The sequence below is a fragment of the Haloarcula sp. CBA1131 genome (assembly GCF_008728975.1).
In the GTDB taxonomy this organism is placed as follows: Archaea; Halobacteriota; Halobacteria; order Halobacteriales; family Haloarculaceae; genus Haloarcula; species Haloarcula hispanica.
The window spans coordinates 1,763,539-1,789,006 of record NZ_RPCY01000001.1 but is presented as its reverse complement, the minus strand read 5'-3'; the positions used below and the strand labels follow the sequence as shown (position 1 = coordinate 1,789,006).

Annotated in this window: 28 protein-coding genes; 13 read left to right on the top strand and 15 right to left on the bottom strand. The window is 63.8% G+C overall.

Features of this window, described 5'->3' with window-relative positions; all coding sequences use genetic code 11:
• Positions 1-2: 2 nt before the first annotated feature.
• The 3 genes from Har1131_RS09205 to Har1131_RS09195 form a co-directional block, all read right to left on the bottom strand.
• Positions 3-392: a thioredoxin family protein gene (locus tag Har1131_RS09205; RefSeq protein ID WP_050038165.1), complete on the bottom strand. Its 390-nt coding sequence runs from the start codon at positions 390-392 to the stop codon at positions 3-5.
• 108 nt (positions 393-500) lie between these two features.
• A complete protein-coding gene (locus tag Har1131_RS09200) occupies positions 501-2,663 on the bottom strand; it encodes a glycoside hydrolase family 3 C-terminal domain-containing protein (protein ID WP_050038166.1) in 2,163 nt (720 codons plus the stop codon).
• Positions 2,664-2,704: 41 nt separating this feature from the next.
• The gene (locus Har1131_RS09195; RefSeq protein WP_050038167.1) at positions 2,705-4,462 is read right to left on the bottom strand and encodes a histidine kinase N-terminal 7TM domain-containing protein; all 1,758 of its coding nucleotides are present in this window, start codon (positions 4,460-4,462) and stop codon (positions 2,705-2,707) included.
• Between the two features lie 27 nt (positions 4,463-4,489).
• Between Har1131_RS09195 and Har1131_RS09190 the strand changes: the two genes are divergently transcribed.
• On the top strand, positions 4,490-4,813 hold the full coding sequence (locus tag Har1131_RS09190; RefSeq protein ID WP_023843290.1) for a DUF5827 family protein: 324 nt from the start codon (positions 4,490-4,492) through the stop codon (positions 4,811-4,813).
• Positions 4,810-5,634, top strand: a complete 825-nt coding sequence (locus Har1131_RS09185; RefSeq protein ID WP_050038168.1) for an ATPase — start codon at positions 4,810-4,812, stop codon at positions 5,632-5,634. The genes Har1131_RS09190 and Har1131_RS09185 overlap by 4 nt, the downstream gene beginning before the upstream one ends.
• Before the next feature lie 21 nt (positions 5,635-5,655).
• On the opposite strand, the gene Har1131_RS09180 is transcribed toward Har1131_RS09185, so the two are convergent.
• Entirely contained in the window at positions 5,656-6,231 is a 576-nt protein-coding gene (locus Har1131_RS09180; protein ID WP_050038169.1) for an MBL fold metallo-hydrolase, read from the bottom strand.
• 122 nt (positions 6,232-6,353) lie between these two features.
• Between Har1131_RS09180 and Har1131_RS09175 the strand changes: the two genes are divergently transcribed.
• The 5 genes from Har1131_RS09175 to Har1131_RS09160 all read left to right on the top strand — a co-directional run bounded on the left by Har1131_RS09175 (position 6,354) and on the right by Har1131_RS09160 (position 9,344).
• Positions 6,354-6,938, top strand: coding sequence for a response regulator transcription factor (locus Har1131_RS09175; protein ID WP_023843291.1), 585 nt, complete (start codon positions 6,354-6,356; stop codon positions 6,936-6,938).
• 10 nt (positions 6,939-6,948) lie between these two features.
• Positions 6,949-7,608, top strand: coding sequence for an ATPase domain-containing protein (locus Har1131_RS09170; RefSeq protein WP_044951863.1), 660 nt, complete (start codon positions 6,949-6,951; stop codon positions 7,606-7,608).
• 82 nt (positions 7,609-7,690) lie between these two features.
• Entirely contained in the window at positions 7,691-8,434 is a 744-nt protein-coding gene (gene thyX / locus Har1131_RS09165; RefSeq protein WP_008308896.1) for an FAD-dependent thymidylate synthase, read from the top strand.
• A 197-nt stretch (positions 8,435-8,631) separates the two neighbouring features.
• A complete protein-coding gene (locus Har1131_RS21735) occupies positions 8,632-8,805 on the top strand; it encodes a hypothetical protein (protein WP_155120743.1) in 174 nt (57 codons plus the stop codon).
• A gap of 134 nt (positions 8,806-8,939) precedes the next feature.
• A complete protein-coding gene (locus tag Har1131_RS09160) occupies positions 8,940-9,344 on the top strand; it encodes a translation initiation factor IF-2 subunit beta (protein WP_014040534.1) in 405 nt (134 codons plus the stop codon).
• Here the strand turns inward: Har1131_RS09160 and Har1131_RS09155 are convergent, their stop codons facing one another.
• The 6 genes from Har1131_RS09155 to Har1131_RS09130 all read right to left on the bottom strand — a co-directional run bounded on the left by Har1131_RS09155 (position 9,345) and on the right by Har1131_RS09130 (position 12,712).
• The gene (locus tag Har1131_RS09155) at positions 9,345-9,524 is read right to left on the bottom strand and encodes a hypothetical protein (RefSeq protein WP_004515550.1); all 180 of its coding nucleotides are present in this window, start codon (positions 9,522-9,524) and stop codon (positions 9,345-9,347) included.
• A 73-nt stretch (positions 9,525-9,597) separates the two neighbouring features.
• A complete protein-coding gene (locus tag Har1131_RS09150; RefSeq protein ID WP_014040535.1) occupies positions 9,598-10,566 on the bottom strand; it encodes a transcription initiation factor IIB family protein in 969 nt (322 codons plus the stop codon).
• A 479-nt stretch (positions 10,567-11,045) separates the two neighbouring features.
• Positions 11,046-11,348, bottom strand: a complete 303-nt coding sequence (locus Har1131_RS09145; RefSeq protein WP_023843293.1) for a hypothetical protein — start codon at positions 11,346-11,348, stop codon at positions 11,046-11,048.
• Positions 11,349-11,403: 55 nt separating this feature from the next.
• Positions 11,404-11,679: a winged helix-turn-helix domain-containing protein gene (locus tag Har1131_RS09140; RefSeq protein ID WP_014040537.1), complete on the bottom strand. Its 276-nt coding sequence runs from the start codon at positions 11,677-11,679 to the stop codon at positions 11,404-11,406.
• A 179-nt stretch (positions 11,680-11,858) separates the two neighbouring features.
• A complete protein-coding gene (locus Har1131_RS09135; protein WP_050007617.1) occupies positions 11,859-12,353 on the bottom strand; it encodes a fasciclin domain-containing protein in 495 nt (164 codons plus the stop codon).
• Between the two features lie 74 nt (positions 12,354-12,427).
• Positions 12,428-12,712, bottom strand: coding sequence for a DUF357 domain-containing protein (locus Har1131_RS09130; RefSeq protein WP_050007616.1), 285 nt, complete (start codon positions 12,710-12,712; stop codon positions 12,428-12,430).
• A gap of 101 nt (positions 12,713-12,813) precedes the next feature.
• Between Har1131_RS09130 and Har1131_RS09125 the strand changes: the two genes are divergently transcribed.
• Positions 12,814-13,863 (top strand): NAD(P)/FAD-dependent oxidoreductase, encoded by a 1,050-nt coding sequence (locus Har1131_RS09125; protein WP_050038171.1) that lies wholly within the window; start codon positions 12,814-12,816, stop codon positions 13,861-13,863.
• A gap of 66 nt (positions 13,864-13,929) precedes the next feature.
• A complete protein-coding gene (locus Har1131_RS09120; protein WP_014040541.1) occupies positions 13,930-14,217 on the top strand; it encodes a hypothetical protein in 288 nt (95 codons plus the stop codon).
• A 16-nt stretch (positions 14,218-14,233) separates the two neighbouring features.
• Here the strand turns inward: Har1131_RS09120 and Har1131_RS09115 are convergent, their stop codons facing one another.
• Positions 14,234-14,893, bottom strand: coding sequence for a 2,5-diamino-6-(ribosylamino)-4(3H)-pyrimidinone 5'-phosphate reductase (locus Har1131_RS09115; protein ID WP_014040542.1), 660 nt, complete (start codon positions 14,891-14,893; stop codon positions 14,234-14,236).
• Positions 14,894-14,937: 44 nt separating this feature from the next.
• Positions 14,938-15,396: a hypothetical protein gene (locus Har1131_RS09110; RefSeq protein WP_023843295.1), complete on the bottom strand. Its 459-nt coding sequence runs from the start codon at positions 15,394-15,396 to the stop codon at positions 14,938-14,940.
• Positions 15,397-15,639: 243 nt separating this feature from the next.
• Here Har1131_RS09110 and Har1131_RS09105 point away from each other — a divergent pair, with 243 nt between their 5' ends.
• Genes Har1131_RS09105 through Har1131_RS09095 form a run of 3 tightly spaced genes read left to right on the top strand, consistent with a single transcriptional unit; the run spans position 15,640 to position 19,436 of the window.
• Positions 15,640-16,920, top strand: a complete 1,281-nt coding sequence (locus tag Har1131_RS09105; protein WP_151145996.1) for a Single-stranded DNA binding protein — start codon at positions 15,640-15,642, stop codon at positions 16,918-16,920.
• Positions 16,917-18,638 (top strand): hypothetical protein, encoded by a 1,722-nt coding sequence (locus Har1131_RS09100; RefSeq protein ID WP_151145993.1) that lies wholly within the window; start codon positions 16,917-16,919, stop codon positions 18,636-18,638. The genes Har1131_RS09105 and Har1131_RS09100 overlap by 4 nt, the downstream gene beginning before the upstream one ends.
• 48 nt (positions 18,639-18,686) lie before the next feature.
• Positions 18,687-19,436 carry a metallophosphoesterase gene (locus Har1131_RS09095; RefSeq protein WP_007190136.1) on the top strand — a complete coding sequence of 250 codons (750 nt, stop codon included), beginning with the start codon at positions 18,687-18,689 and terminating at the stop codon, positions 19,434-19,436.
• Between the two features lie 19 nt (positions 19,437-19,455).
• Here Har1131_RS09095 and Har1131_RS09090 read toward each other — a convergent pair whose 3' ends face one another.
• A complete protein-coding gene (locus tag Har1131_RS09090) occupies positions 19,456-20,304 on the bottom strand; it encodes a class 1 fructose-bisphosphatase (RefSeq protein ID WP_004960905.1) in 849 nt (282 codons plus the stop codon).
• Between the two features lie 176 nt (positions 20,305-20,480).
• On the opposite strand from Har1131_RS09090, the gene Har1131_RS09085 reads away from it, so the two are divergent.
• On the top strand, positions 20,481-23,315 hold the full coding sequence (locus Har1131_RS09085; protein WP_050038174.1) for a DEAD/DEAH box helicase: 2,835 nt from the start codon (positions 20,481-20,483) through the stop codon (positions 23,313-23,315).
• Positions 23,316-23,338: 23 nt separating this feature from the next.
• On the opposite strand, the gene Har1131_RS09080 is transcribed toward Har1131_RS09085, so the two are convergent.
• Both Har1131_RS09080 and Har1131_RS09075 read right to left on the bottom strand, forming a co-directional pair.
• Entirely contained in the window at positions 23,339-24,076 is a 738-nt protein-coding gene (locus tag Har1131_RS09080) for a sporulation protein (protein WP_014040549.1), read from the bottom strand.
• 176 nt (positions 24,077-24,252) lie between these two features.
• Positions 24,253-25,389: a PAS domain-containing protein gene (locus Har1131_RS09075; protein ID WP_050038175.1), complete on the bottom strand. Its 1,137-nt coding sequence runs from the start codon at positions 25,387-25,389 to the stop codon at positions 24,253-24,255.
• Positions 25,390-25,468 lie beyond the last annotated feature (79 nt).

Sequence of the window (25,468 nt, the reverse complement as noted above, 5' to 3'; positions counted from 1 at the left end):
CCTCACGCCATCGCGTCTTCGATCTGGTCGGCGAGAGACACGGCGATAGGGACCGGCTCCTCCTCGACAAAGCGGGCTATCTCCTCGCCGTCGTGCTCGACGACGACCGTCGGAATGAGTTCGATGTCGTACTCCTCGACATGTGGTCCGGTTTTCGAGCCGTCGTCTTCCTTCTCGACGGGATAGTGGTGAATCTGGGCGTCCGGGATATGGGCGGCTTTCAGGGCCGCGCCGAAGTCGGGGAGCTGGGCCCGGCAGTCCTTGCACCAGTCGCCGCCCCAGATCTTGTACTCGAACTCATCAGCGTAGTGTGTGAGAACGTCGACGGTGTCGGAATAGGCGTCTTCGACCCACACCGGGTTCGGCTCCATGGTTTCGAGCGTTTGACTCATAGCTGGCTGTATGTAGTCAGGGGGCTTGAAATCCCCGGCCGTGAATTTTCCGCTTCAGACGGGCTCCAGCGGAAAATCGGTGTTTCAGCCGAGGCGAGTCCGGACGCGCTAGCGGTCGACTCGGACAGTCGTCCGAACGTCCCGAGACGACCGGCCGATTTCGACGGTGTAGGTCCCGGAATCGACTGTCCAGCCGGAATCCGTGTCGTACCGCGAAAGCGCCAGGTCGTCCAATGTCAGCTCCACCGTCTGCCGTTCGCCGGCGTCCAACTGCACGGCCTCGAACCCGGCGAGTTCGCGCTCCGGGCGGTCGACGCCGTCCACGGATGGCGGTCGGACGTAGGCCTGAACGACCTCTCGGCCCGGCCTGTCGGCGACGTTCTCGACGGGGACTGCGACTGTCTGTTCGCCTGTGGTTTCGGCATCGCCGTACTCGAACGCCGCGTACGAGTGGCCGTGGCCGAACGGGTAGGTCGGGTCCACATCCGCGTCGTCGAAGTGTCGGTAGCCGATAAAGACGCCCTCATCGTAGTGGACTTCGTCATCGACACCGGGATAGCGGCGTTCAGTCCCTGCAGTCGGATACTCGCTTTCCGGGGCGAAGGTGACCGGGAGCCGGCCGCTCGGGTCGCGGTCGCCGTAGAGGACGGCGGCCGCCGCGTCCCCGTCCGCCTGCCCGGGATACCACTGTTCGAGGACCGCGGCCACGTCCTCCCGCCACGGGAGTTCTACGGGGCCGCCGGACCTGACGACGACCACGGTGTTCTCGTTGGCGGCCGCGATGGCCGAGACGAGTTCATCCTGTCGTCCCGGCAGTTTCAGGGAATCCCGGTCCCGCGCCTCTGTCGTCGCGTCGCGGACGAACACGACGGCGACATCGGCGGACTCGGCTGCCGTGACGGCGTCGTCGAGCGATGGTTCCCGGTCGGCTGTGTCGCCAGCCGCACCGTCGGTTTCGTCGTCCTCGCCGACGAACGGCAGGAGGTCGAACAGCGAAACGGATTCGATTTGCGGGACGCCGAGCGCTGTCGTGACTGCGCCCTCGGAACGAGATTCGATCCCGTCGACCGGGGTAACCGAGTGGATCGGCGTTGTTTCTGAGGAGCCACCACCGCCCAGTTTCGGCTCGTCGATATTCGGCCCGATGACGGCCACGTCCGCCCCGTCATCCAGCGGCAGGACGCCGTCGTTGTCGAGCAACACGGTTCCGCGGGCCGCAACGGCCGAAGCGATATCTCGGTGTCGCTGGCTGTCGAGTTCGCCCACCGACGCGTCGCTGCTTTCACCGGCTTCGGCAGTAGTCCGATTACTGTCCAGCCGCCCGAATCGATCTATCTGGCCGAGAATCCGCCGAACCATGTCGTCCAGCCGGCCGGCCGGGACTTCGCCGCCGTCGATGGCATCGGCGAGCGGGTCGCCGAACAGGCCCGCCCGCGTTGCGTCCGGGATGCCGTCGGGCCACTCGAACTCCTCGTCGCCATCCGCGGTGTCGCTGTCGGCGGCTTCCGCTGCGCCGGGGGCCGCCACGCCGGGCATCTCCAGGTCCATGCCTGCATTCGCCGCGTCGACGGTGCTCTCCAGTCCGTACCAGTCCGAGACGACGTAGCCGTCGAACCCCCACTCGCCTTTGAGTACGTCGCCGACGAGGCGCTCGTGGTCGCTCATGTGCGTGCCGTTCACTCGGTTGTACGCCGTCATCACCGACCCGACGCCGGCGTCGACGGCCGCGCGGAACGGCGGGAGGTACAGCTCTCGGAGGGTCCGCTCGTCCACTTCGGCGCTAACGGTCGTGCGGTGTGTCTCCTGGTTGTTTGCGACGAAGTGTTTCACTGTCGCCGCGATATCCGCGGACTGAATGCCGTCGATAAGGCCGGCCCCGACAGCGCCGGCGTGGACGGGGTCCTCGGAGAGATACTCGAAGTTGCGACCGCAGTGTGGAATCCGGATGATGTTCACGCCGGGCGCGAGCAACGCGTCCTGATCGAGCGCCGTCGCCTCGCGGCCCATCGCCGCTCCCTGTCGCCGAGCCAGGTCGAGGTCGAACGTCGCCGCGGTCGCAATCGACGCCGGAAAGGCGGTCGCACGTTGGCCCTCAGCGCGGATTCCCAGCGGCCCGTCGACGAGGCGAAACGGCGGAATCCCGGCCGCCTCAACGCCAGAGATGTATCCCGTCGCTGTGCCTTCCGGGTCGGTTGCGCCGCGAACGAGCGCGAGTTTCTGTTCGCGGGACAGCCGGGCGAGCACCGCTCCAATGTGGTCGTCGTCAGCCATATCGCAGTTCACAGCCGAGCGGGCCTTATACTGTCGGCTGCTCAGGACGGCGTCTCAGAGAGCTGTGTCGACCTTGTTTCGAGCCCCGAAATGACGAGTTTCGCGCCGCCGGACCGGCTCTCCGTCATCTCGACGTCCCACCCGTGGGACTCGACGACGTGCTGGACGATGGCCAGTCCGAGGCCGGTCCCCGACTCGGAACTGGTGACGCCGTGCGTGAATACCTCCTCTCGTTCCTCGGGCGGCACGCCGGGGCCGTTGTCGCTGATCGTGAACCCGTCCGGGGTGGCGTCAACGCGTATCGTTACCCCCGCGCCGCCGTGTGCCACACTGTCGTCGGACCCTGTCCGACTGTGCCCGTGGTCAGCGCTGTCGTCGGCATCTGGTCGACTGCCTGTGGAACCATGTTCCACACTGTTCCGAACCACGTTTTCGAACAGTTGCAGGAGCTGGTCACGGTCGCCGATAATCTCCCGGTCGCCGTCGATTCGCAGCGTCGCCTTGCCGGTGTCGACGTGGCCCCAGGCCGCCTTCGCCAGCGCCGAAAGCTGTAGCTCGACCCTGTCAGTCGTCTTTTCGTCGCGGGCGAAGGCGAGTACCTCGTCGATGAGGCTACTCATCCGGTCGTGGGCCTCCTCGACACGGTCGAACTCTTCGGGGTCGTTCCGCTCTCGGGCCAGCGCCAGTCGGCCCGAGGCCACGTTCAGCGGGTTCCGGAGGTCGTGAGAGAGGACAGCGGCGAACTGGTCGAGCTGCTGGTTCCGGCGTTCGAGTTCCCGCTCGCGCTCTTTCTGCTCGGTGATTTCGTGGACGAGAAACACGCGTCCGACCAGCGCGTCGTGGGAGTCATACAGCGGGGTGAGTTGGACGTCGAAAAACCGGTCGCGCTGCTCGATGACGGCCTGCGTTTCCTCGGCGTCGTCGTTCAGGCCGCGGTACTTTTCCAGTAGCTTTGGCGACGTTTCGAGCGCGTCCTCGACGGATTTCCCGACGATATCTTCGTCTCCGAGCAGTTGCCGGCCGACGTCGTTGGCCTCGATTATCGTATCGTCCGTATCGACGACGAACACAGCGCTGTTGAGGGATTCGACGACCTCCCGGTAGGCGACCGGCGAGATGTCCAGCAGTCGGCCTTTGAAAAACGCCCACGAGAGCGTGAGCCCGGTGCCAGCCAGCAACAGCGGTGTAAATTCGATTGCGGTATCACCGAAGATGCTGACAACGCTCCCGAACCACGGGAGCACGATAGCCAGTAGGACGGCGTACACCTGCTTCCGGTACAGGCCGCCGGAGACGAGTGCGTAGTGGATGAGAAGCGCACTCGACACGGCGATGAGTGCATAGGAGTATACCAGATGCCCCCAGAAGACCGGTCCAGGGGTTATCTCCCAGCCGTACATACCAGCGTCCGTCGGGCCGGAGATAGCGTATATCGCACCGTCGGGGCCGACAAACAGCGCGGCAAAGAACACGAGAGGTTCGACAGCCAGTAACGCGACGGCCCGCCAGCCGAGATACCGGTCGCGGCCGGTGTAGGCCAGCGCGAACACGAACAGGCCGGCCATCGCGGGCATCACGCCGACGTACAGGCCGTACGCGAAGAACAGAGCCAACTCAGTCCCGCGCGTCAAAACACCGACCGCGGCACAGAGGTCCCATATCGAGAGCCCGGCGAGCAGAACAGAGAGCGCGGTCCCGCCGGGAGAGTCACGCCGGCTCCACGCGTACACCGACAGCGTCCCGAGGACAACGGCCACGACAAGCAGGGAAAAGGCATATGCAACGAGCAGCGTGGCCATTGACGTATAATCCGGCTCTGCGAGTAAATGGGTTCCGCCCAGTTCGAGGGATTTACCCACTCGCTCGGCATACCGGCGGGTATGCCTGTCGACAAGCAGGAGTTCGACGAGATACTGTCGTTCGAGCTCCACGAACCCGCGGACATTCTCGACGCCGACAAACTGTACACCATCCCGGAAATCGCCCGCCTCCTGCAGGGCCTCCCGGCGGACGCCGAACTCAGCGAGGCCAGCGAGTCGGTGTTCATCGACTGGGCCATCCCGTGGATGATCTTCAATCAGGACGACCTCGTCATCGCCGACCCGCAGGACGACGACGTCGTCGGGCTGTACGGCCTCGCTGAGTCATGAAGCTCCTCGTTGCCGGCAGTGACCGGGTCGACGCGGGCAAGACCACGTTCAGCGTCGGCCTGCTCGAACGGACCAGCGCTCAGGGGTTCAAGCCCAGAGCGGGCAACAACTACTGGTTCGACCACGACGACTATCAGCGAGCGACAAACGAGGGGCGGCTGTACGGCAAGGACGCCAAGCGCCTCGCGGCCGCGTCACCGAGCGATGTCGCACCGGAAGAGATCAATCCGATTCACCGCCTCTGGCACCCCTCACCGGGAGCCGAGACGGGCCTGCTCGGGAAAGAAAACCAGCAGTTCGTCGTGGACCGGGTCGGCCGTCCGAGTTCTGAAACCGGGGTCGAATACGTCGTCAACGGGACCGTCGACCTGCCGGAGTCCGTTGCCGAACGACTCCCGGTTGCCAACGCGCCACGGGTCACCTCAGTCGCCGATTTCAACGACCTGATGCGGGTGATGCACGTCGAGGCACTGGAGTCACTCGCCGCGGACATCGAGACGACGGACCGGGCGGTCGTCGAGTCCTACGGCGACGTGGCCCGGCCGCTGTCGGGCGTCGAACCGGACGCCGTGGCCGTCGTCGAGCCGGGACGAGCACGCATCTACGACGGCGACCGGTACAGCAAGGCCTGTCAGATCGCCACCGGTGGTCCCGGCGACGGGCAACTGGAGGAACGGGTGCCGAACGTCGTCGACCTTATCGAGCAGGTCGCAGCAGTACGGCTCCCCGCACTCGATAGCGAGCAGCGCAACGACCCGGCGGCGGTCGCCGATGCGTACGACCACGCCTACGACGCCTTGCTGGCCTGTGCCTTCGACTAAAACTATCGCTCAGCCGCAGCCTCAGAACTTCGCGGCCTGCAGGGCCAGTTCGATGTCCTGGTACGGCGCGTCGGTGACGCTCGGCCCGTGGCCAGTGTGCATCTCCTGTAAGTCCTCGTCGACAACCGACAGCACCCGCTCGATACTGTCGACGAGCAGACTACGGTCGCCTTCGTCGAGGTCGGTCCGGCCGAAGCTCCCGTTGGCGAATACGAGGTCGCCGGCGAACAGGACGCCGGCTTCGTCCGAGTAGAAGCAGAGATGGTCGTTCTTGTGGCCGGGCGTGTGCAGCGCCCGGTAGTCGTGGTCACCTAGCTGTATCGTTCCGTCATCAGCGATAGCGTGCTCGACACCGTCCTGGTCCGTGTCGTAGCCGTACACCGGCACGTCGAAGGCGTCGACGACGCTGTCGAGGTTCTCGACGTGGTCGTAGTGGGTGTGGGTGACCGCAACAGCGTCGATGTCGTCGACGTGTTCTTCGACGGCCGACACCACGTCGAACTCGTTGCCGACGTCAACCAGAACGGTTCGGTCCCCAGTGACGAGGAACACGTTGCTCGTGAAGGCCTGCTGCCCACGGGCGAGGTTTCGAATCATTACCCGCCTATTGACCGTCGTCCCGGATGTGGGTATCGTTCTGTCACCGGCCGAGACGCGCTACACGCCCGCACCCACAGGGCTATGTACGTGGATATGCAAACGGGGGATAGTAGAACATTATGTCAGATTCGGACCTACCTGTGGTGCTTATCGTCGAAGACGAACCAGATGTTGCCGAGACGTACAAACTGTGGCTGCAACAGGAGTACGAGGTCCGCATGGCACAGAACGGCGACGAGGGCCTGGAGCAACTGGACGCGGATGTCGATGTCGTGTTGCTCGACCGGATGATGCCCGGACTTTCCGGGGACGAAGTGCTGGAGCGTATTCGCGAGCGGAAGCTGGGCTGTCGGGTGGCAATGGTCACTGCCGTCGAACCGGACTTCGATATTCTGGAGATGGGCTTTGATGCATACCTCTCAAAGCCGATTCGGAGCGAACAGCTCCACGAGACGGTCGACAATCTGCTCGACCGCTCCGAGTACGACTCTCTGCTGCAGGAGTACTACGCGCTCGTCGAGAAGCAGGCGACGCTGGAAGCGACGAAATCGAGCGCAGAGCTGGCGGAGAGCGACCAGTACGACGAACTGACCCAGAGAGTCGCAGAGATGCGAGACGACCTCTCGGAGACACTCGGTGGCATCGAAGACGACTCCGATTTCATCGCAACGCTTCGCGGACTGAGCGACGATGAAGACAACTGAGCGACAAACAATGTATGATCTCACCTCAGTACTAGAGTTCGATGCGCTCAGTGAGGTCCGGCCAGGGTCCAGCATCCTGATCTCCGGCCCAGCAATGAGCGGGAAGGAACGACTCGCATACGATATTCTCGCCGATGGTCTGCGAAAGGACGACGGCGCAGTGGTCGTGACGACCGGAGACGGCGCGGGCAGCGTCGTCGAGGAGTTCCGGTCGCTCGTGCCCGACCTCGACGACTCCCAGCTCGGTGTCATCGACTGTCGGGGCGAAGGTGGCACGGACGAGGAGGCAATCGGCAACGCCCACGCCCACCACGTCTCTTCGCCCGGTGATCTCACCGGCATCGGTATCGGCATCACGAAGGCGCTGGAGGGACTACACAACGCCGGCAACGAACAGGGCCGTCTGGCCCTCGTCTCGCTGTCGACGATGCTGACCTACACGGACAAGAAGACCGTGTTCAAGTTCTGTCATGTGCTGTCCTCGCGGCTGGACTCCGCGGGCTACATCGGCGTGTTCACCATCGACTCGGGAGCCCACGACGACCAGACACTGCAGGTCATCAAGCAGGCGTTCGACGGGATGATCGACGTGCGCGACGCCGAGGGCGGCGGCCGCGAGGCCCGCGTGCTCGGCCTCGCCGGCGAGCCGACCGACTGGCAGGACATCTGAGTACGTCGCCATCCACAGGCGGTCCGAACCCCGTGTCGGTCCGGGAAGGAAGTATTTTGCCGCTCCGGTTCACCCACCCGATATGGACGTAAAGCTGCTCGAAGCCACAGACGACCCCGAGGACCTCATCTGCAAGGCAGCACGTAACGACTACAGCGACACCTCCGTCGGCAGCCAGTCGTTCGAAGCGACGATGGCTGAGGTCGACGGAGACACCCTTGACGACAAGAAGGAGACGCTCATCGGCCACCTGCTCGACCACGGCCACTTCGGTCCGTTCGAGCACGCGCAGGCGACCTTCGCCGTGGAGGGGGTCTCCCGCTCCTGTATGGCCCAGATCACCCGCCACCGCCACGTCTCCTTCGACGTGCAGTCGATGCGGTACGTCTCCTTCGACGACGTGGACCCCGAAGCCGTCCGGGAAGGCGAACTGGTCGTGACGCCGCCGTCCGCGACGGACCCGGACTGGATCGGCCGGAACCAGCAGAAAGCGAGCGTCTCCGACGAGGAGTTCGAGAAGCGCACGGAAATATTCAAAGACACCATCGAACAGGCGGTCGAATCGTACCAGGAACTGCTTGAGCTGGGAATGCCACCGGAAGACGCTCGGTTCGTGCTGCCAATCGGAACAAAGGTGAACATCGTGATGTCGATGAACGCCCGGATGCTGATGCACGTCGCGGACATGCGAGCCGCGGCGGACGCACAGTGGGAGATCCGGGAGATGACCGAGGAGATGCTCGACCTGGCAGCCGACTGGTGTCCCAAGACCTTCGACTACTACGAGCGGGAGATGAAGGGACGCAAGAACCGGCTCGCACCCTGACAGAGCCGCACTTCTCGCGGCAGTTCAGAATAGCTGTCTTCGGTCGTGGGCATCGACAATTGTTGGATCGACCTTGATACTCACAACGGCAATAGCGAGACACGAGCCGTTTTGTTGCGTCAACGACCGGATTTCAGAGTATCAAAAGACGAAACGAGTACGACACATTCATTACCGCACATCCTAGATAAACAATTGTGTCTTACGAGGTTGAACGTCCCACCCGTCGGTCGGGCACTGCGTCTGATGTGATGTGTGCTGTCGACGATGTCGACGGCCAGCAGCGGTTCGTCATCGCCGATATTGCCCACGATGACATCTGGATTTCGATGGTAGCGGACGAGACCTGCACACTTACAGCCTGGCGATAGCGGGCCACCACCGGCTGTGACGGATTCTTGTAGATAGTTCCGGATAGTGCCGACCTCGGGGTCGACACAGACCGGGAAATCGCTCAAACAGTCCGTATGAAAAGTTTTTGTTGACCGCTCTGTGACGTAGGAGTATGGAATACGACGACATGCTCGACCGGGCGATGGAGGAGACGCCCGAGATTGACGGCACAAGCGAGCGGTTCGAGGTCCCCGATCCAGACGTCCGACAGGAAGGGAACGTCACCGTCTACGAGAACTTCCAGTCGACGTGTTCCCGGCTCGGACGCGAGGACGACCATGTGATGAAGTTCCTCCAGAACGACCTCGGGACAAGCGGCCACATCGACGAGAGCGGTCGAGCGCGCCTGACCGGCGAGTTCGATGCCGACCGTATCGAGGCGTCCATCGACGAGTACGTCGACGAGTTCGTGCTCTGCTCGGAGTGTGGGCTGCCGGACACGCAACTGGAACGGGAACAGGGCGCGCTGTTGCTCCGCTGTGAGGCGTGTGGCGCCCGCTCGGCGACGAGCGAGTAGCTACTGCAGACCTTTCAGCGTCTGCAAGTCGTTTTCCGTGCGGGTAAAAACGGCGAGCCGATGGCTCGCGTGACAGTTCGGGCAGTGGAACGTCGTGTCGTGTCGCGGCAAGTCCGTTGGCGTCGACTCCCAGTCTTTCTTACACTCAGGACAGAGCAATCGAACGTACGCTTCCTCCATGTATGTTACTCACACACATATCCAACGATAAAAAGCCTTGGCGTCTCCCCATTAGTCTGCCTTCACCCGGGCGTCAGGCCGGAAGGTCCTCGGCTTCGAGGAGTTCCTTGTACCGGTTTCGAATAGTCACTTCGGAGATGTCGGCGACGTCGCTGACCTGACTCTGTGTGACCTTCTCGTTGGTCAGCAACGCGGCGGCGTAGACGGCCGCTGCGGCGATGCCGACCGGCGATTTGCCGGAGAGCATCCCCGACTGGCGAGCACCTTCGATGAGGTCCCGTGCCTGTCGCTGGGTCTCCTCGCTGAGTCCGAGGTCGGAGATGAACCGCGGGAGGTAGTGTTCCGGGTCCGCCGGCTGGACTTCGAGGCTGAGTTCCCGGACGATGTACCGGTAGGTCCGTGTGAGTTCCATCTTTTCGACGCGGGAGACGCGGGCCATCTCGTCCAGCGACCGGGGGTTTCCGGCCATGCGAGCGGCCGCGTACAGCGCGGACGTGGCGACGCCCTCAATGGAGCGGCCCGGAAGGAGGTCGTCACCGAGCGCGCGCCGGTAGATGACGCTGGATGTCTCGCGGACGTTCTGGGGGAGTCCCAGCGCCGAGGCCATCCGGTCGATTTCGCCCAGCGCCTGCTTGAGATTGCGCTCCTTGGAGTCACGGGTACGGAACCGCTCGTTCCAGGTCCGGAGCCGCTGCATTTTCTGGCGCTGCTCGCTGGAGAGGGAACGCCCGTAGGCGTCCTTGTTCTGCCAGCCGATGTTGGTCGAGAGCCCCTTGTCGTGCATCATGTTCGTCGTCGGCGCACCGACGCGGGACTTGCGGTCCTTCTCTGCGGAGTTGAACGCCCGCCACTCCGGCCCGTGGTCGATCTCGTCCTCTTCGACGACCAGTCCACAGTCCTCACAGACTGTTTCGCCGTGTTCGGAGTCCGTAACGACGTTGCCACTACATTCGGGACAGGCCTCTACAGCCTCCTGCTCCGTCGGTTCGGATATTTGCTCGTCTCGTTCTCGTGTGCTCGTCCGCGTTGGTGATTCACTCATGATTGGGAGTTCTGTTCTGCCGGGTGCAGAAATTTTAAGACTGTTTGGGGAAACTGTCTTACCCTATAGTTAGTACGTAAAGTATATAAATCTTTCCCCGGATTTCCGCAGGAACCGCCGGATAGCGGGGTGATAGGGTATGACATGGCCCGCCGTACGGCTATATAATCTTGGTGGTTATCGCCGCCGTCCGTGCACAACGCATAAATGGGGGGCTGCACCGCCGTGCGACTCCATCTGTGCTCCGTCGAACGACCAGTCCTCACCTCGATACGACCGCTCCTGATCGGTCGGGAGCGGCAAGTGGGTCCCGGAATTACCGGGTCAGCGGGAGTCACCGTGTGGTTCCGCACATCGTGGGGGAGTGATGAAATATAAAAAGCGATGTTACCAACTGACATAATTTGGTTACAGTTGCATACCAGATACATACATCCACACGACGACAGCCCCCGTTTGAGGGATGTCGCGGCAACCGCTCAATCAAGCGAGATCCACGCCAGAAACAGCAGCCCTCCGAGCTCCAGTATCGCAACGAATGTCATCGCGCGACCGGCGACAGGGGCGGCGCTTCGCAACAGCACGGCGACCTCCGGGTCAAGGACGTAGTAGTAGACGGACAGGCAGTTCTCGGCGAGCAACAGTACCCCGAAGACCGTCAGTCCGAGCGCGTGTTTCGATCCCACTGCCAGGTAGTTCCGGACCCAGACTGACAGCAGCACCAGCAGCACCACGACGTTGAGCGCGGACGCGACACTCGCCGCGGTCATCCAGACTGCCATCTGTGCCCTCCTATGCCGGCTCGTGGTAAGACTCGTTTCCCGATTTCAGCCATTGTCACTCGATCTCCGCGATGATTTCTTCGATGGTGTCCCAGTACTGTTCGGTCCTGTCCGTCAGCGTGTAGACGGAGCCGTAGTCGCCGCCGGTGTTGTCGACGACGCCGTTGTCCAACAGCACGTCGAGGTGGTGCCGGACGGTCTTGTAATCGAGGTCGAGGTCCTCCGCCAGTTGGTTAGCGTTCCGGGGCCGTCGCTTGAGGGCCTTGAGGATACGGGCTCTGTTTGGCCCCCCACGGGTCCCGGAGAGAACGTACCAGAGGACACCCTCCATCAGCAGACCCAACTCTCCGGGCGTACGTATATCCACTGGCCGATTGTGCGATAACTGCCTACGAGCGTAACGGCGGAAGCTAATTGTCAGCGGTGGGCATCAAGAACCCGAAGCGGTCGTCGCGGGGTGGCAATTCTGGCCGGCTGTCACGCACGGGCTCGAGATAGTCGTGCGCCGGGTTACGGCTGCAACACGCCGTCGATGGCGTGGATGAAGCCGTTGGAGGCCTCGATGTTCGTGTCGACGATATCGGCCTGGTCGCCGTTGAGGTCAGTCCCGTCTACGTCGATCTTCGCCCCGTTCAGCGTCGGGATTTTCTCCGAGTCGACGACGGAGCTTGCGTCTCGCTCGCCCGGTGCGACGTGGTACGTGAGGACGTCCACGAGGAACTCGTCGTCGACATCGCCGACGTTGTCGACAGCGATTCCCGCGGCGTTAAACGCATCGTCGGTCGGCGCAAACACCGTCAGCTGACGGTTCCCGCTGAGCGTGTCGACGAGGCCGGCTTCCTGCACTGCGGCCACCAGCACGTCGAAGCCGTCGGCCGCCATGGCCACGTCAACGATCGTATCGCCGTCTCTCGGCGGCGCGGCACTCGCGGCACCGACGCCACCGACTGCGACTGCTGTTCCGGCACCGATACTCCGTAACACACTGCGCCTGGTCTGTTTCATGGAAACCTGGACGATTCGGAGGACTGTTGACAGTTAACCGGTTTCCGAACTGGGACCCAAATTAGACCATAGTTTCAGACAGTGAATAGGTGACCCTCGGTCGGAACGTCGAAGAGTCCGATACGTGCGCCCGCGTCCAGCCACGCATGCCCGTACGAGAACGATGCCAGCGCGTTGACCGGGTCGTTGTCGTCCCTGAAGTGGCGACCGTCCGCCAGATACGCCGCCGCCATCTCTTCACACTCCAGTGCGGCGTCGTGCATCGGCGTCCCTTCAGGTGGCGCGACTGATGCCGCGTCGAGCGCCTCGGCGAGCAGTCCCTCGTAGCGGTCGGTCTTCTCTTCGAGATCTGCGGCCATACCCTCAGCGAACGGTGGCAGTGGCCTAAGCGTGTCGTCCCAGTGCGAGTTCGGCGCACGACAACACAAGCTAAATACGGCCCGGTAGTCTAGCTTGGCTAATGACAGAATCGGTCGAACACCGACGACTCATCGTCGCTGGCACCGGCGCAGCGGGACTGACAGCGGCCATCTACGCCGCCAGAAGTAACAACGACCCACTCGTTCTGGAAGGCGACGAACCGGGCGGGCAGCTCACGCTGACCAGCGAAGTCGAGAACTTCCCCGGCTTCCCCGAGGGGCTCTCCGGTCCGGACCTCATCAACAACATGAAAGAGCAGGCCGAGCGGTTCGGGACCGAGCTGAAACACGGCATCGTCGCCGACATCGACGACAGCGAACGGCCGTTCCGCGTGGAACTGTCGAACGGCGACGTGTACACCTGCGACGCCTTCATCGCCGCCTCCGGAGCCAGCGCCCGGACGCTGGGCGTCCCCGGCGAGGACGAGCTGATGGGCTACGGCGTCTCGACGTGTGCAACCTGTGACGGCGCGTTCTTCCGCGGCGAAGACATGCTCGTTGTCGGCGGCGGCGACGCGGCCATGGAGGAGGCCCACTTCCTCACGAAGTTCGCCGACACCGTCTACATCGCACACCGCCGCGAGGAGTTCCGCGCCGAGGACTACTGGATCGACCGCGTCCAGCAGAAGGTCGACGAGGGCGAAATCGAGATCATGCGAAACACCGAGTTGCTGGAGATGCACGGCTCACCCGAAGACGGGGTCGACCACGTCACCCTCGCACAGAACGACGAGGGCCATCCCAGCGAGAAGCTCGACGACGACGAGACCGAAACCTTCGACTTCGATGTTGGCGCTGTCTTCATCGCTATCGGCCACACGCCTAACACCGACTACCTCGAAGACACCGGCGTCGAGCTGGACGATACCGGGTACATCCAGACCCACGGCGGCACCGGCGGCGACCAGACCGCCACCGACGTGGACGGTATCTTCGGTGCCGGCGACGTGGTCGACTACCACTACCAGCAGGCCGTCACCGCTGCCGGGATGGGCTGTAAAGCCGCCATCGACGCCGACGAGTACCTCGAATCACAGGCCGAGGCCGCCGCCGAGGCGGAGTCCGAAGCCGCCGCGGAAGCCGACGACTAGCGCAGTTGTTTCTTCGTTCGTCCCCACATCCACAGACCCTTTAGGATAGCCCCCGGAGTGAGCGGCATGGCAACCGATACTGTCACGCTGACTATCGACGACGGCGAAGAGACCGACGAACTCACCGTCCCAAGCGAACTCGTAGACATCCTCCGAGAGTCGCCCGAGGAGACGGACCCGCAGGTCGTCGGCGACATCGCGATGTTCGGCATGACCCAGCGGATTCACAGCGCTGTCCACCACGCGCAGGGCGAGCCGGACGAGCAGATCGTCGCGCTCGAAGAGGAAACCAGCGAACTGTTCGAAGAGCGCTTCGGCCAGTCCTTCGCCGAGCTGACCGGCCACGACCACTAATTCTGTCGGCCAGTTCTTAGAACTGCCAGTGTAGCACCACGCCGTCGTCGAGCCGTTCGACGCCGGCCAGCTCCGGCTCCGGGAAGTCCTCGATGAAGCCGTCGCCGTCGGCCAGCGTCGGCGCGTCCCGGCCGCCGATGACCTTCGGCCCGATGTAGACGAACAGCTCGTCGACCAGCGCCTCTTCTAGCAGGCCGAAGATGAGTTCGCCGCCACCTTCGACCATGAGCTGGTCGATACCGTCGCCCTCCAGTTTCGCAAGCGTCGTCGTCAGGTCGACCCGGTCCTGCCCGGCGGCGATGACGTACGCGCCGGCGTCTTCCATCTCCTCGATGAAGTCCGGCGGGGCGGCTTCGCTGACGAGGAGGTAGGTCTGGGCGCGACCGTCCAGCACTGTGGCGTCCGGCGGCGTTCGGATGCGGGAGTCGGCGACGACGCGTGCGGGATTTTCCGGCTTGCCGCGGTCGGCCCGGGCGGCGCGGCGGTCGGCGTCGTCGACGGTCAGTGAGGGGTCGTCAGCGAGAATCGTACCGACGCCGACCATCACAGCATCACTGTCGGCTCGAAGCTGGTCGACGCGGTCGAAGTCGTCCGGGCCGGAGATAGCGATCTGTTCGCGGCGGCGGGAGGAGAGTTTCCCATCGACACTCATGGCGGCGTTGACGACGACGTGCATACTCGTTCGTGCCGGCGACACGTCAAACGGCTTTTGGGTTACAGTCAGGAGGACGTTGTTTCGGGGCGCTTCGACAGCTTCCGGACGTCGAGTTTCTTCACGGTGCCGTCGCCGGTTTTCAGCTTCAGCACCGTCTTTTTCAGTACGAGTTCTTCGACGTCGAGCGTCGTCTCCGTGCTCCAGCCCCGTAGCCTGACCATCCCTTCCTCGTCGATTTCGAGGAACGTGCGGGGTTTGCGCTGGGACCCCATCGTCCACTCCTCGTCGCCGACGGACAGCTCCTGCCCGCCGCTTTTCGCCCAGCGGAACACGCAAGCGAACTGCTCGCGGGGTTCGTCACCGCGGTCGTGATCGACGCGGGTCCACTGCTCGAAGTCGACGCCGAAGTGGGCGGCCCACAGCTCCAGATACTCGAAATCGAACTTCTTCTTGCCGTCGTTGTTCCGGCCACTCCGCCAGATGACGTGCGCCTCCGACGGCTTCGACCCGAACATACTACCCATAGTCAGGCCCCCGGGCGACTGCCGTTATTATTTGATCTGATATCACGAATCCCGACTAGTCGAATATCTCCGATAACGTACTTTTTAGCCATTTGAAACGTCCCAACACAGTCAACGCCCATATCCTGAGAGATTACAGTATCACAAATAAGAATTGTGGGCGATTTTGAACAGGTGTGAACGGTCGTGACTTGCACGGCCGGCCGAAAACGCTTTTGAGTGCTCCCGTCGAACCGTCAGTCGATGTCTCTCGAAGACCATGCCGAGGAGCTCGCCTCCGACCTCGGTGTTGACAAAGAGGAGGTCACACGCGACCTGGAAAACCTCGTGAACTACTCCGTCCCGATGGACGAGGCCAAGCAGAGCCTCAGACGGAAGTACGGCGATGGCAGCTCGGGCGGCGATAGCACGCCGTCGAGCAAGGCCATCAACGAGGTTTCGACCGACGACTCGAACGTGACGGTCACCGCCGTGGTGCTCACGTCGGGTCGTCGCTCCATCCAGTACAACGGGGAACAGCACGTCATCCGCGAGGGCCAACTCGCCGACGAGACGGGGAAGATATCCTACACGGCCTGGGACGGCTTCTCGGGCGACCTCCAGCCCGGCCAGACCGTCCAGCTCGGCAACGCCGGCGTCCGCGAATGGGACGGCCAGCCGGAGCTTAATCTGGGCGACAGCACCAACCCCGAGGTCGTCGACGAAACGCTCGACATCGACTATGAAGTCGGCGGCCGCGCCGCGCTACAGGACCTCGCACCGGGTGACCGCGGCATCACTGTCGAGGTGCAGGTGCTGGAATGCGAACAGAAGGTCATCGACGGCCGCGACGGCGAGACGACAATTCTCAGCGGCGTCCTCGGCGACGAGAGCGGCCGCCTCCCCTTCACTGACTGGGAGCCCCACGAGGAAATCGAGGAAGGGGCGTCCGTCCGCCTCGACGAGACGTTCGTCCGCGAGTTCCGCGGTGCGCCGTCGGTAAACGTCTCGGAGTTTTCGACGGTGACCGCGCTGGACCGCACGGTCGAGGTCACCGAAGACGCGCCCCGGATGTCCATCCGGGAGGCTGTCGAGAGCGGCGGCCTGTTCGACGTGGAACTGGCCGGCAACGTCATCGAGGTGCGGGACGGCTCCGGCCTCATCGAGCGTTGTCCGGAGTGTGGCCGCGTCATCCAGAACGGCCAGTGTCGCTCCCACGGCGCGGTTGAGGGTGAGGACGACCTGCGGACGAAGGCCATCCTCGACGACGGGACCGACACCGTCACCGCGGTACTCGACGACGAACTGACCGCCCGGGTGTACGGCGGCGACCTCGACGACGCCCGCGAGCACGCCCGCGACGCGATGGACAAGGAGGTTGTTGCCGAGCGTATCAGCGACCGCATCGTCGGCCGCGAGTACGTCGTCCGCGGCTCGCTGTCGGTCGACGAGTACGGCGCGAACCTCACCGCCTCGACCTTTACCGAGGCCGACGACGACCCGGCGACGCGTGCGCAGGCCCTCCTACAGGAGGCGGACACATGAGCGAATCCGGCGACAGCGGCCCCGGCCGCCGGGAGGTCGCCCATCGGCTGTTCGCCGCGGAGTTCGACGACGCCGACTTCTCGTATTCGGAGTCCGACGAGGAGCGCGCGCCGAACTACGTCGTCACGCCGACCGGCGCGCGGGTCAACCGCCTGTTCCTCGTCGGCGTCCTCACCGAACTCGAACAGGTCAACGACGACGTGTTGCGCGCCCGGGTCGTGGACCCGACCGGCCCGTTCGTCATCTACGCCGGCCAGTACCAGCCCGACGAACTGGCGTTTCTGGAAGGGGCCGACCCGCCGATGTTCGTCGCCGTCACGGGCAAGGCCCGCACCTTCCAGCCCGACGACAGCGACCGGGTGTTCACCTCGGTGCGACCCGAGAGTATCAGCGAGGTCGACGCGGACACGCGGGACCGCTGGGTCGTCCAGGCCGCCGAGCAGACCGTCTCGCGCATCGGACAGATGGCCAGCGCGAAACAGGCCGGTTTAGCCGGCGACGAACTCCGCCTCGCGCTGCTGGACCAAGGCATCGACGAGAGTGCCGCGGCCGGCATCACGCTCGCGCTGGATCATTACGGCACGACCGGCGACTACCTCGACACGCTCCGGACGACGGCGCTCGACGCCGCTCGTGTCGTCGCCGGCGACACGGACGAGGCGGAAGGGCTGTCGTTGTCACCGGACGACGGGACCGACGACCCGATTCCGTTCCTTGCCTCTCTCGACCTCGATACTGACGTTTCCACCCCGGAGACGGCGACTGAGGACGCAGAGGGAGACGCGACGGCAACCGAGTCCGGCGCTACTGAGCCGACGACAGACGAGGAGGTGGCCGACGCGGCCGAGAAAGGTGCGCCCGCAGACGCTGCCGACGCCGAGCCCGCGCCCGGTTCGCCCGGCGCACCGGTCGGCGACGAGTCGACAGAGCCAGACGCCGGCGCGGCCACGAGTGACGCACCCGTCGAGACGCCCGAGACAGCGACCGACGCCGCAGCCGACGAAACCACGCCGGGTGAGTCCGTGGGTGAGGACGTGTCCTCGACGCCTGAACAGAGCGAGCCCGTGGACGAACCACCGGTGTCGAGTGAGCCGGTGACCGACGCCGACGCGATGGGACAGGACGAACCGGAGTCGTCGTCCGAACCCGACAACGGCGGTGACCTCGGCGACTTCGACACCGAGTTCGAACTGGACGAGGACGAACGCGAGGAAATCGAACAGGAGTACGGCACTGACTTCCAGAGCGGGACGGAAGTGGATGAGCCCGGCGAGGCCGACATCGAGACGCCGGACCACGAAGAACTGGCCGACGCGGCCCAGGAGGGCGCGCCCGCAGACGCCGCCGACGCCGAGCCCGCACCCGGTTCGCCCGGTGCACCGGCCGGCGATGAGTCCCCCGAGCCGACCGCTGACGCGGCCACAAGCGACGCACCCGCCGAGACGCCCGAAACAGCGACCGAGGCCGCAGCCGACGAAACCACACCAGACGAGTCGGCGAGCGAGGACGCGCCTACCGAGGACGTGGACCTCGAAGACGCCGTCATGGCGGTCATGGATGACCTCGACGACGGCAGTGGGGCCGACCGCGAGGAACTCCGCTCGACGGTCGTGAGCCGCCACGGCGCGGACGCCGATGCCGTCGAGGACGCCATCCAAGACGCGTTGATGGGCGGACGCTGCTACGAGCCCGAGGACGGCAAGCTCACACCCATCTGACGCACCGAGCCGCGGTCCTTTTCTCCCCTGCGACCCAACCGAGCGCAGATGCGTGTCGAACCGCTTCCCGACGTCCCGGCGGCCACCGTCGATACTGACGGGGAGCGACTGCTGGCGGTGGCCGATTATCACGCCGGCATCGAAGCAGGGCTCAGATACGAGGGGGTCGAACTCCAGTCGGCCGCCGAGGCCCGCCGGGAGCGGTTGCTGACATGCCTGAGACGCGCCCGGGCCGACCGGCTGGTCGTCATCGGCGACCTGGGCCACGCCATCGGCGACCCGTTCGCAGACGAGCGAGCGGAGCTCGAAACGCTGTTCGACGCCCTTGACGTGCCCGTGACACTGGTGAAAGGGAATCACGACGGCGGTCTGGAGCCAGTCTTGTCTGACCTCGACGCCGACGTCGAAGTGACGCCGGGACACGGCACCCGCATCGGCGCTGTCGGGTTCGCCCACGGCCACACCTGGCCCGCGCCGGACGTGCTCGAAGCCGACGTCGTCTGTGTCGGCCACGAACATCCCGTCGTCCGACTCGAAGACAGCGTCGGTGGGGCCCAGAAGGAGCGGGCCTGGCTCCGCGGCTCGCTGGTGACTGAGCCCTTTGCCGAACAGTTCGACCAACCAGTCGAGAACGCGCCGGACATCGTCGTCTTTCCGGCGTTTAACGACCGCTCCGGCGGGACGTGGGTCAACGTCGACGGCCAGGAGTTCCTCGCCCCGTTCCTGCCCGAGGGCATGGCGGATACCGAGGCGTTCCTGCTTGATGGCACGCGGTTAGGGGCCTACCGACAGGTCTGAGCCAGCGTTTTGTACCCGCCTATGTTTCCGAGAGCGCCGCTTCGAGTTCGTCGACCAGTTCTGTGTTCCCGAGGAACGTCGGCGTCCGGTCGTGGATACCGTCCGGTTCAACGTCGAGCAACGACTGCGAGCCGTCGCTAGAGGCCCCACCGGCAGCCTCGACGAGGTACGCGAGCGGCGCTGATTCGAAGTGGACCCGAAGCTTACCGTTTGGGTACCCCGACGTCACCGGATACCCGAACAGCCCGCCGTATTCGAGCACCTGCGCCAGGTCGGCGACGGTCGCGCCGCCGTAGCGGAGCTTCAGGTCCCGCTCGAAGGACTGGGCGATGTCGTTGAACGCGTCGCTTCGTTCGCCAGTCTTGCCCGCTAACCCGACAACAGTCGCCTCTGCTGGCAGTTCGAACTGGCCCCAGCGCTCGCTGTGCCCGTCCCGGAGGAGGTGCTCCTGAACGACATCGCGGTCGGACCGGGCGATTGTCAGCGTCGTGTATGGGCCGTACAGCACCATCAGCGATGCGACCATTTCCCGGCCCGCCGCGGGCAGTTCAGCGTCGTAGACCCCGATTATCGTCCCCACGGAGTTGTTCGAGGCGAGGTTCGAGGAGCCATCGAGCGGGTCGATAGCGATACTGTAGCCTTCACCGCAATCGACCACGTCGCTACGTTCCTCGCTCGCGTACGCGCCGATGCCGTCGATGTACGCGAGTGCGTCGAAAAACAGGTCATCGGCCCACACGTCGCCACCGACCTGTTGCTCCCCACTCGGGTTCTCGCCAGCGGCTCTGTTGGCGTAGTTCGCCAGGTTCCCGCTAACGTAGTGGGCCGTGTCCTTTACCGCCCGTTCGATCTCATCAAGCGTGTTCACAGGCCATCACCGGCCGCAGTTGCACAGGCGTCAGTCATGATTCCACATATCCCAGGGCAACGACATAAGGCTGTACCCGTTCTCCCCCGCAACGCCCGCAGTGCTCTGGTTACCGATGGGGGACGAGAGAATGTGACACAACGTGTTTAACCCGGTGTAGTCGCTAGAGAGGGGCGATGACTGACGGGGTCGCTCGCGGCGATGACGCCTTCACTGCGCTCGGGCCGGCCGTCCGCAGTGCGCTCTCCGAGCGCGGTTTCACGACGCCGACCGACCCACAGCGAAAGGCGATTCCAACTCTGGCTGACGGGCGAGACGCGCTAGTCGTCGCCCCGACCGGAACCGGAAAAACTGAAACGGCGATGTTGCCGGTCTTCGACGCGCTGGCCGAATCCGAGGACCGCTTTGGCATCGGCGCGCTGTACATTACGCCGCTCCGGGCGCTGAACCGCGACATGCGCCAGCGCCTCGACTGGTGGGGCGAAACGCTCGGCCTCGAAGTGGACGTTCGCCACGGCGACACGACTGACTACCAGCGCCAGAAGCAGGCCAACGACCCGCCGGACGTGCTGGTGACTACGCCGGAAACGCTACAGGCGATGCTCACCGGGTCGAAGCTCCGGACAGCGCTAGAGGATGTCGAGCATATCGTTATCGACGAGGTCCACGAACTCGCCGCGGCCAAGCGCGGCGCACAGTTGACCGTCGGCCTCGAACGGCTCCGGGAGCTCTCCGGGCAGTTCCAGCGCATCGGCCTCTCGGCGACCGTCGGCGACCCAAACGAGGTCGGCCGGTTTCTCACCGGCGGCCGCACGTGTGCCATCGTGGAAGTGGACATCGGCAGCCGGCTAGATATCGAAGTGGTTCGGCCCCAGATTACTGACCGCGACGAGCAGCTATCAAGCACCCTCGTCACCGACGCCAGAACGGCCAGTCACGTCCGGTACATTGCCGACCTCATCGACGAACACGAGTCTGTGCTGCTGTTCGTCAACACCCGACAGACAGCCGAGGCGCTTGGCTCGCGGTTCAAGGAACTCGGGACCGACCTCGGCGTTCACCACGGTTCGCTGTCGAAGGAGGCCCGCATCGACGTGGAGGACCGCTTCAAGGCCGGCGACCTCGACGCCCTGTTGTGTACCTCCTCGATGGAGCTGGGTATCGACGTGGGCCACGTCGACCACGTCGTCCAGTACGGCAGCCCCCGCCAGGTGTCCCGCCTCGTCCAGCGGGTCGGCCGCGCCGGCCACCGCCGCGACCTCGTTTCCTCGGGCACGGTCGTTACGACTGACACCGACGACACGCTGGAGGCGCTGGCGATTGCGAGACAGGCCGAAGCCGGCGATGTCGAGCCCGCCGAAATCCACGACGGGAGCCTCGACACAGTTGCCAACCAGATCGCCGGACTGGTGATGGATACCGGCGAAATTCGGGCGATGCGGGCCTACGAGATACTGACCCGCGCGTACCCGTTCCGGGACCTCGACGAGGCCCAGTTCAAGCAGGTCGTCGAGGAACTCGCAGCGAACAACGTCATCTGGCTCGACGAGGACCGGGACACGTTAGAGAAGCGCCGCGGGACCTGGCAGTACTTCTACCAGAACCTCTCGATGATTCCCGACGAGGCCACATACGACGTGGAGGACGTGGCCTCAGGCCAGCAGGTCGGGACCCTCGATGAGAAGTTCGTCGTCAACTTTGCCACGCCCGGCGAGGTGTTCGTCCAGCGCGGGGAGATGTGGCGCATCACGAACATCGACGAGGAAGAGGAAGTCGTGACCGTCTCACCCATCGAAGACCCCGCCGGTGAGGTCCCGTCGTGGGTGGGGCAGGAGATTCCGGTTCCGAGAGCCGTCGCCGCGGAAGTCGGCGAACTCCGTCGTGTGGCTGGTCGGCAACTCCAGGACGGCGCGGACACCGAGGCCGTCGCCAGAGACGTGGCGACTCGCTATGCCGCCGGCCCGGAGACCGTCGCCGAGGGACTTTCGCAGGTCGAGAAGCACGAGGGGCCGATTCCGGACGACACGACTATTCTGGTGGAGTTCCACGGCCGGGAGGTCATCGTCAACGCTTGCTACGGGCACAAAATCAACGAAACGCTGGGCCGGGTCCTCTCGGCGCTGCTCGGTCAACGGGCAGGGTCGTCGGTCGCGATGGATGTCGACCCGTACCGGATTACGCTGGAGGTCCCGCGCCGGATCACCGCCGGCGATGTCATCGAAGTCATTGAGGACACCGATCCTGACCACCTCCCAGCACTCATCGAACTCAGCCTGAAAAACGCCGACGCGCTGAAGTTCAAGCTCGCGCAGGTGGCGACGAAGTTCGGCTCGCTCAAGCGCTGGCGGGGCCGGGGGTCGACTGACTTCGGCCGTGACCGCCTGCTGGCAGCGCTTGAGGACACGCCGATGTATGACGAAGCCCTGCGCGAGGTTCGCCACGAGGACCTCGCTATCGAAGCGACAGCCGACCTCCTCCGGGATATCCAGCGCGGCGACGTGGCGCTCGAAACAGTGGGCGAGCACACGCCCATCGGGACCGGCGGCAGTTCCTCCGGGCGGGAACTCCTCTCACCGGAGAACGCCGACGCGAGCGTCATCAAAACCGTCAAGGAGCGCATCCAGAGTGACCGCGTCATCCTCGCATGTCTGCACTGCAAGGAGTGGGACCGCAAACAGCAGGTCAAGCGCGTGCGGGATCAGCCGTCGTGTCCGCAGTGTGGCTCGACCCGCATCGCCGCGCTGAATCCGTGGGCCGAGGAAGTCGTCTCGGCCGTCCGGACCGACGACAAGGACGAGGAGCAGGAGAAGATGACCGAACGAGCCTACCGCTCGGCCTCGCTGGTCCAGAGCCACGGGAAGCGGGCGGTGGTCGCGCTGGCCGCCCGCGGGGTCGGGCCCCACAACGCCGCCCGAATCATCAACCGCTTGCGGGAGGACGAAGACGAATTCTACCGGGACATCCTCCGACAGGAGCGGGAGTACGCACGGACGCAGTCGTTCTGGGGTTGAGAGCGGCACAGTACGCCAGCAGGCTAACTCAGTTCCCGAATCGCTTCCGCAAGTCGTGGCTCGATACCGTCAGGGTCAGGGGCTTCTATCGTGAGTTTCGTGTGTCGCTCGTCGGCATCAGTCACCTCCGAAAGCAGTCCGGCGCTGCGGTCGACCTCGACGTACAGCGTAAGTCCGTCGTCGTCGAACACCGGGACGATCTCGACCTCGTCGACCGCGCCGGCGAACTCGCCGCGCTGGGGCCGGAACTCGAACTCCTGAGCGAAGTTCGCCGAGGTAGTGAACAGGCTCCCGGCCGTCGCCTCACAGGCCGAGGCATGGAGCGAGAAACCGAGCGAATCCAGCGCGTCGAACACCGCTTGCGTGCGGTGTGTCGGTTCGACTTCGATGTAATCCTCGTCGCCGGGGTCGACCGCCATCGAGATATCGAGGCCGGTCTCGATTTCGACGGCCGTCGAGCGCGTAGTCACCGGCGTCTCCCTGGGAATATCTATAGTAGTCTCGAAACGTCGTTTCTCGCCCGCTTCGATAGTGAACGGTTCGGTAAGTTGCCACTGATCGATGATGGCGTCCTTGTACCCCTCGTCGGATTTATATTCGGTTTCCAGCGCGAAGTAGACCGCGTCGACATCCTGATCCGTCGACCCGCCCTCGACGTGGACCTCGGCCTGGACGGATTCGCCGGCTCTGACGGTATCCGTCGGCAGAATCGTGTCTACTGTGGCCGAGCCGATGCCGATTCTGGAGAGCACGTCTTTCATTCGTGTTGTGAAATTCGACCGTCACAGAGTATAAAGTTCAGGGAGCGACGCTATCGAAAGAATGGGGTTACGAGAGTGCCCGGGCACGTCCGGCTCCGGGCTGAGAGAGCCAGTTGGGACCGTTTCACCCTGACATAGCCGTTTGGAGCCGTCGGTTCCACTGCGGACGCAACCGATCAGTCGTCTGATGTACGTTGACTTATCATGACGACTCCAGCCGTGTTGCCGTCCAAGTCGGTGAGAGAGCGGCCGCTGAACTCATACGTACGGCGGTGCCCGCCGTCGGTGAGTAGGGCGGCCGTAACGGTAGCTCGCCCGCGATCGAGAGACCGATGGACCGCGTCGGTAATCGCCTCCCGCTCGGCTTCGGGAAACAGGTCGGTGATCGGCAGCCCTTCGGCTGCTTGTCCGGTGTGGCCTGTAAGCTCACCCGCCCGTTCGTTGCAGTGCTCGATGTGCCCATCTGCACTGAGGACGAACAGTGGGTCCTCCAGCGCATCGAGCGCTTGCTGGATGACCGCACGCTCCTCCAGTAGTTCCTGTTCGCGGTTGTGACGCTCGGTGATGTCAGTAAACGCAACGACCAGTTGTTCGACCTCGCCGTCAGAGATTATCGGCGTAGCGCTGACTTCGTGGATGACTTCCCCGACCGGGTGGTCCAGTGTCAGCGTGTATTCGATTGTCTCGCGCGTGGCGACGCATTTCCGGTACGCACCAGCGATCTTTCTACTATTTTTCTCCCCAAGTGCTTCAACTGGAGTCTTACCGATAAGCTCTGACTCTACGAGGCCAGTGAACTCAAGCACTCGTGAGTTGCATCGCCGGAATCGGAACCCGTCTTGTTCAACATCGACGAGGAGGAGTCCGTTTCGCGTGTTCTCGAAAACAGCGGCGTACTCTGCTGTGGTTTCCTCCAGTTGCTTTCTCGACTGATACTGCGTGACAGCGTTGCTTATTCGATTGGCTAGCAGCTCGTACTGCTCAGCTCCGGATTGTTTCTGCAAGTAATCAGTCGCACCGGTAGAAATGGCATCGCTTGCAATCTCTTCGCTTCCTCGACCGGTGAACATGATAAACGGGAGTTGCGGGTGTCGCTCACGGACCGCCTGCAAAAATTCAAGCCCGTCTGTCTCGGGCATCTCGAAGTCTGAAACGACACAGTCAGGAAGAGAACGATCCATAGCCTGTAGCCCATCGGTGGCACTTGGGACAGTTTCGACCGTGAACCGCTCGTCTTCACGTTCAAGTAGCTCAGCCGTCACTGTAGCGAGGGCCTCGTCGTCGTCCACAAGAAGAATGCTAACCTCCCCCATATATCATGATAGCAGCCGAATGGATTATCTCTTTGCATAGTTCGCACCAATCATGACATTTAAATTTTAACTAAGTGGA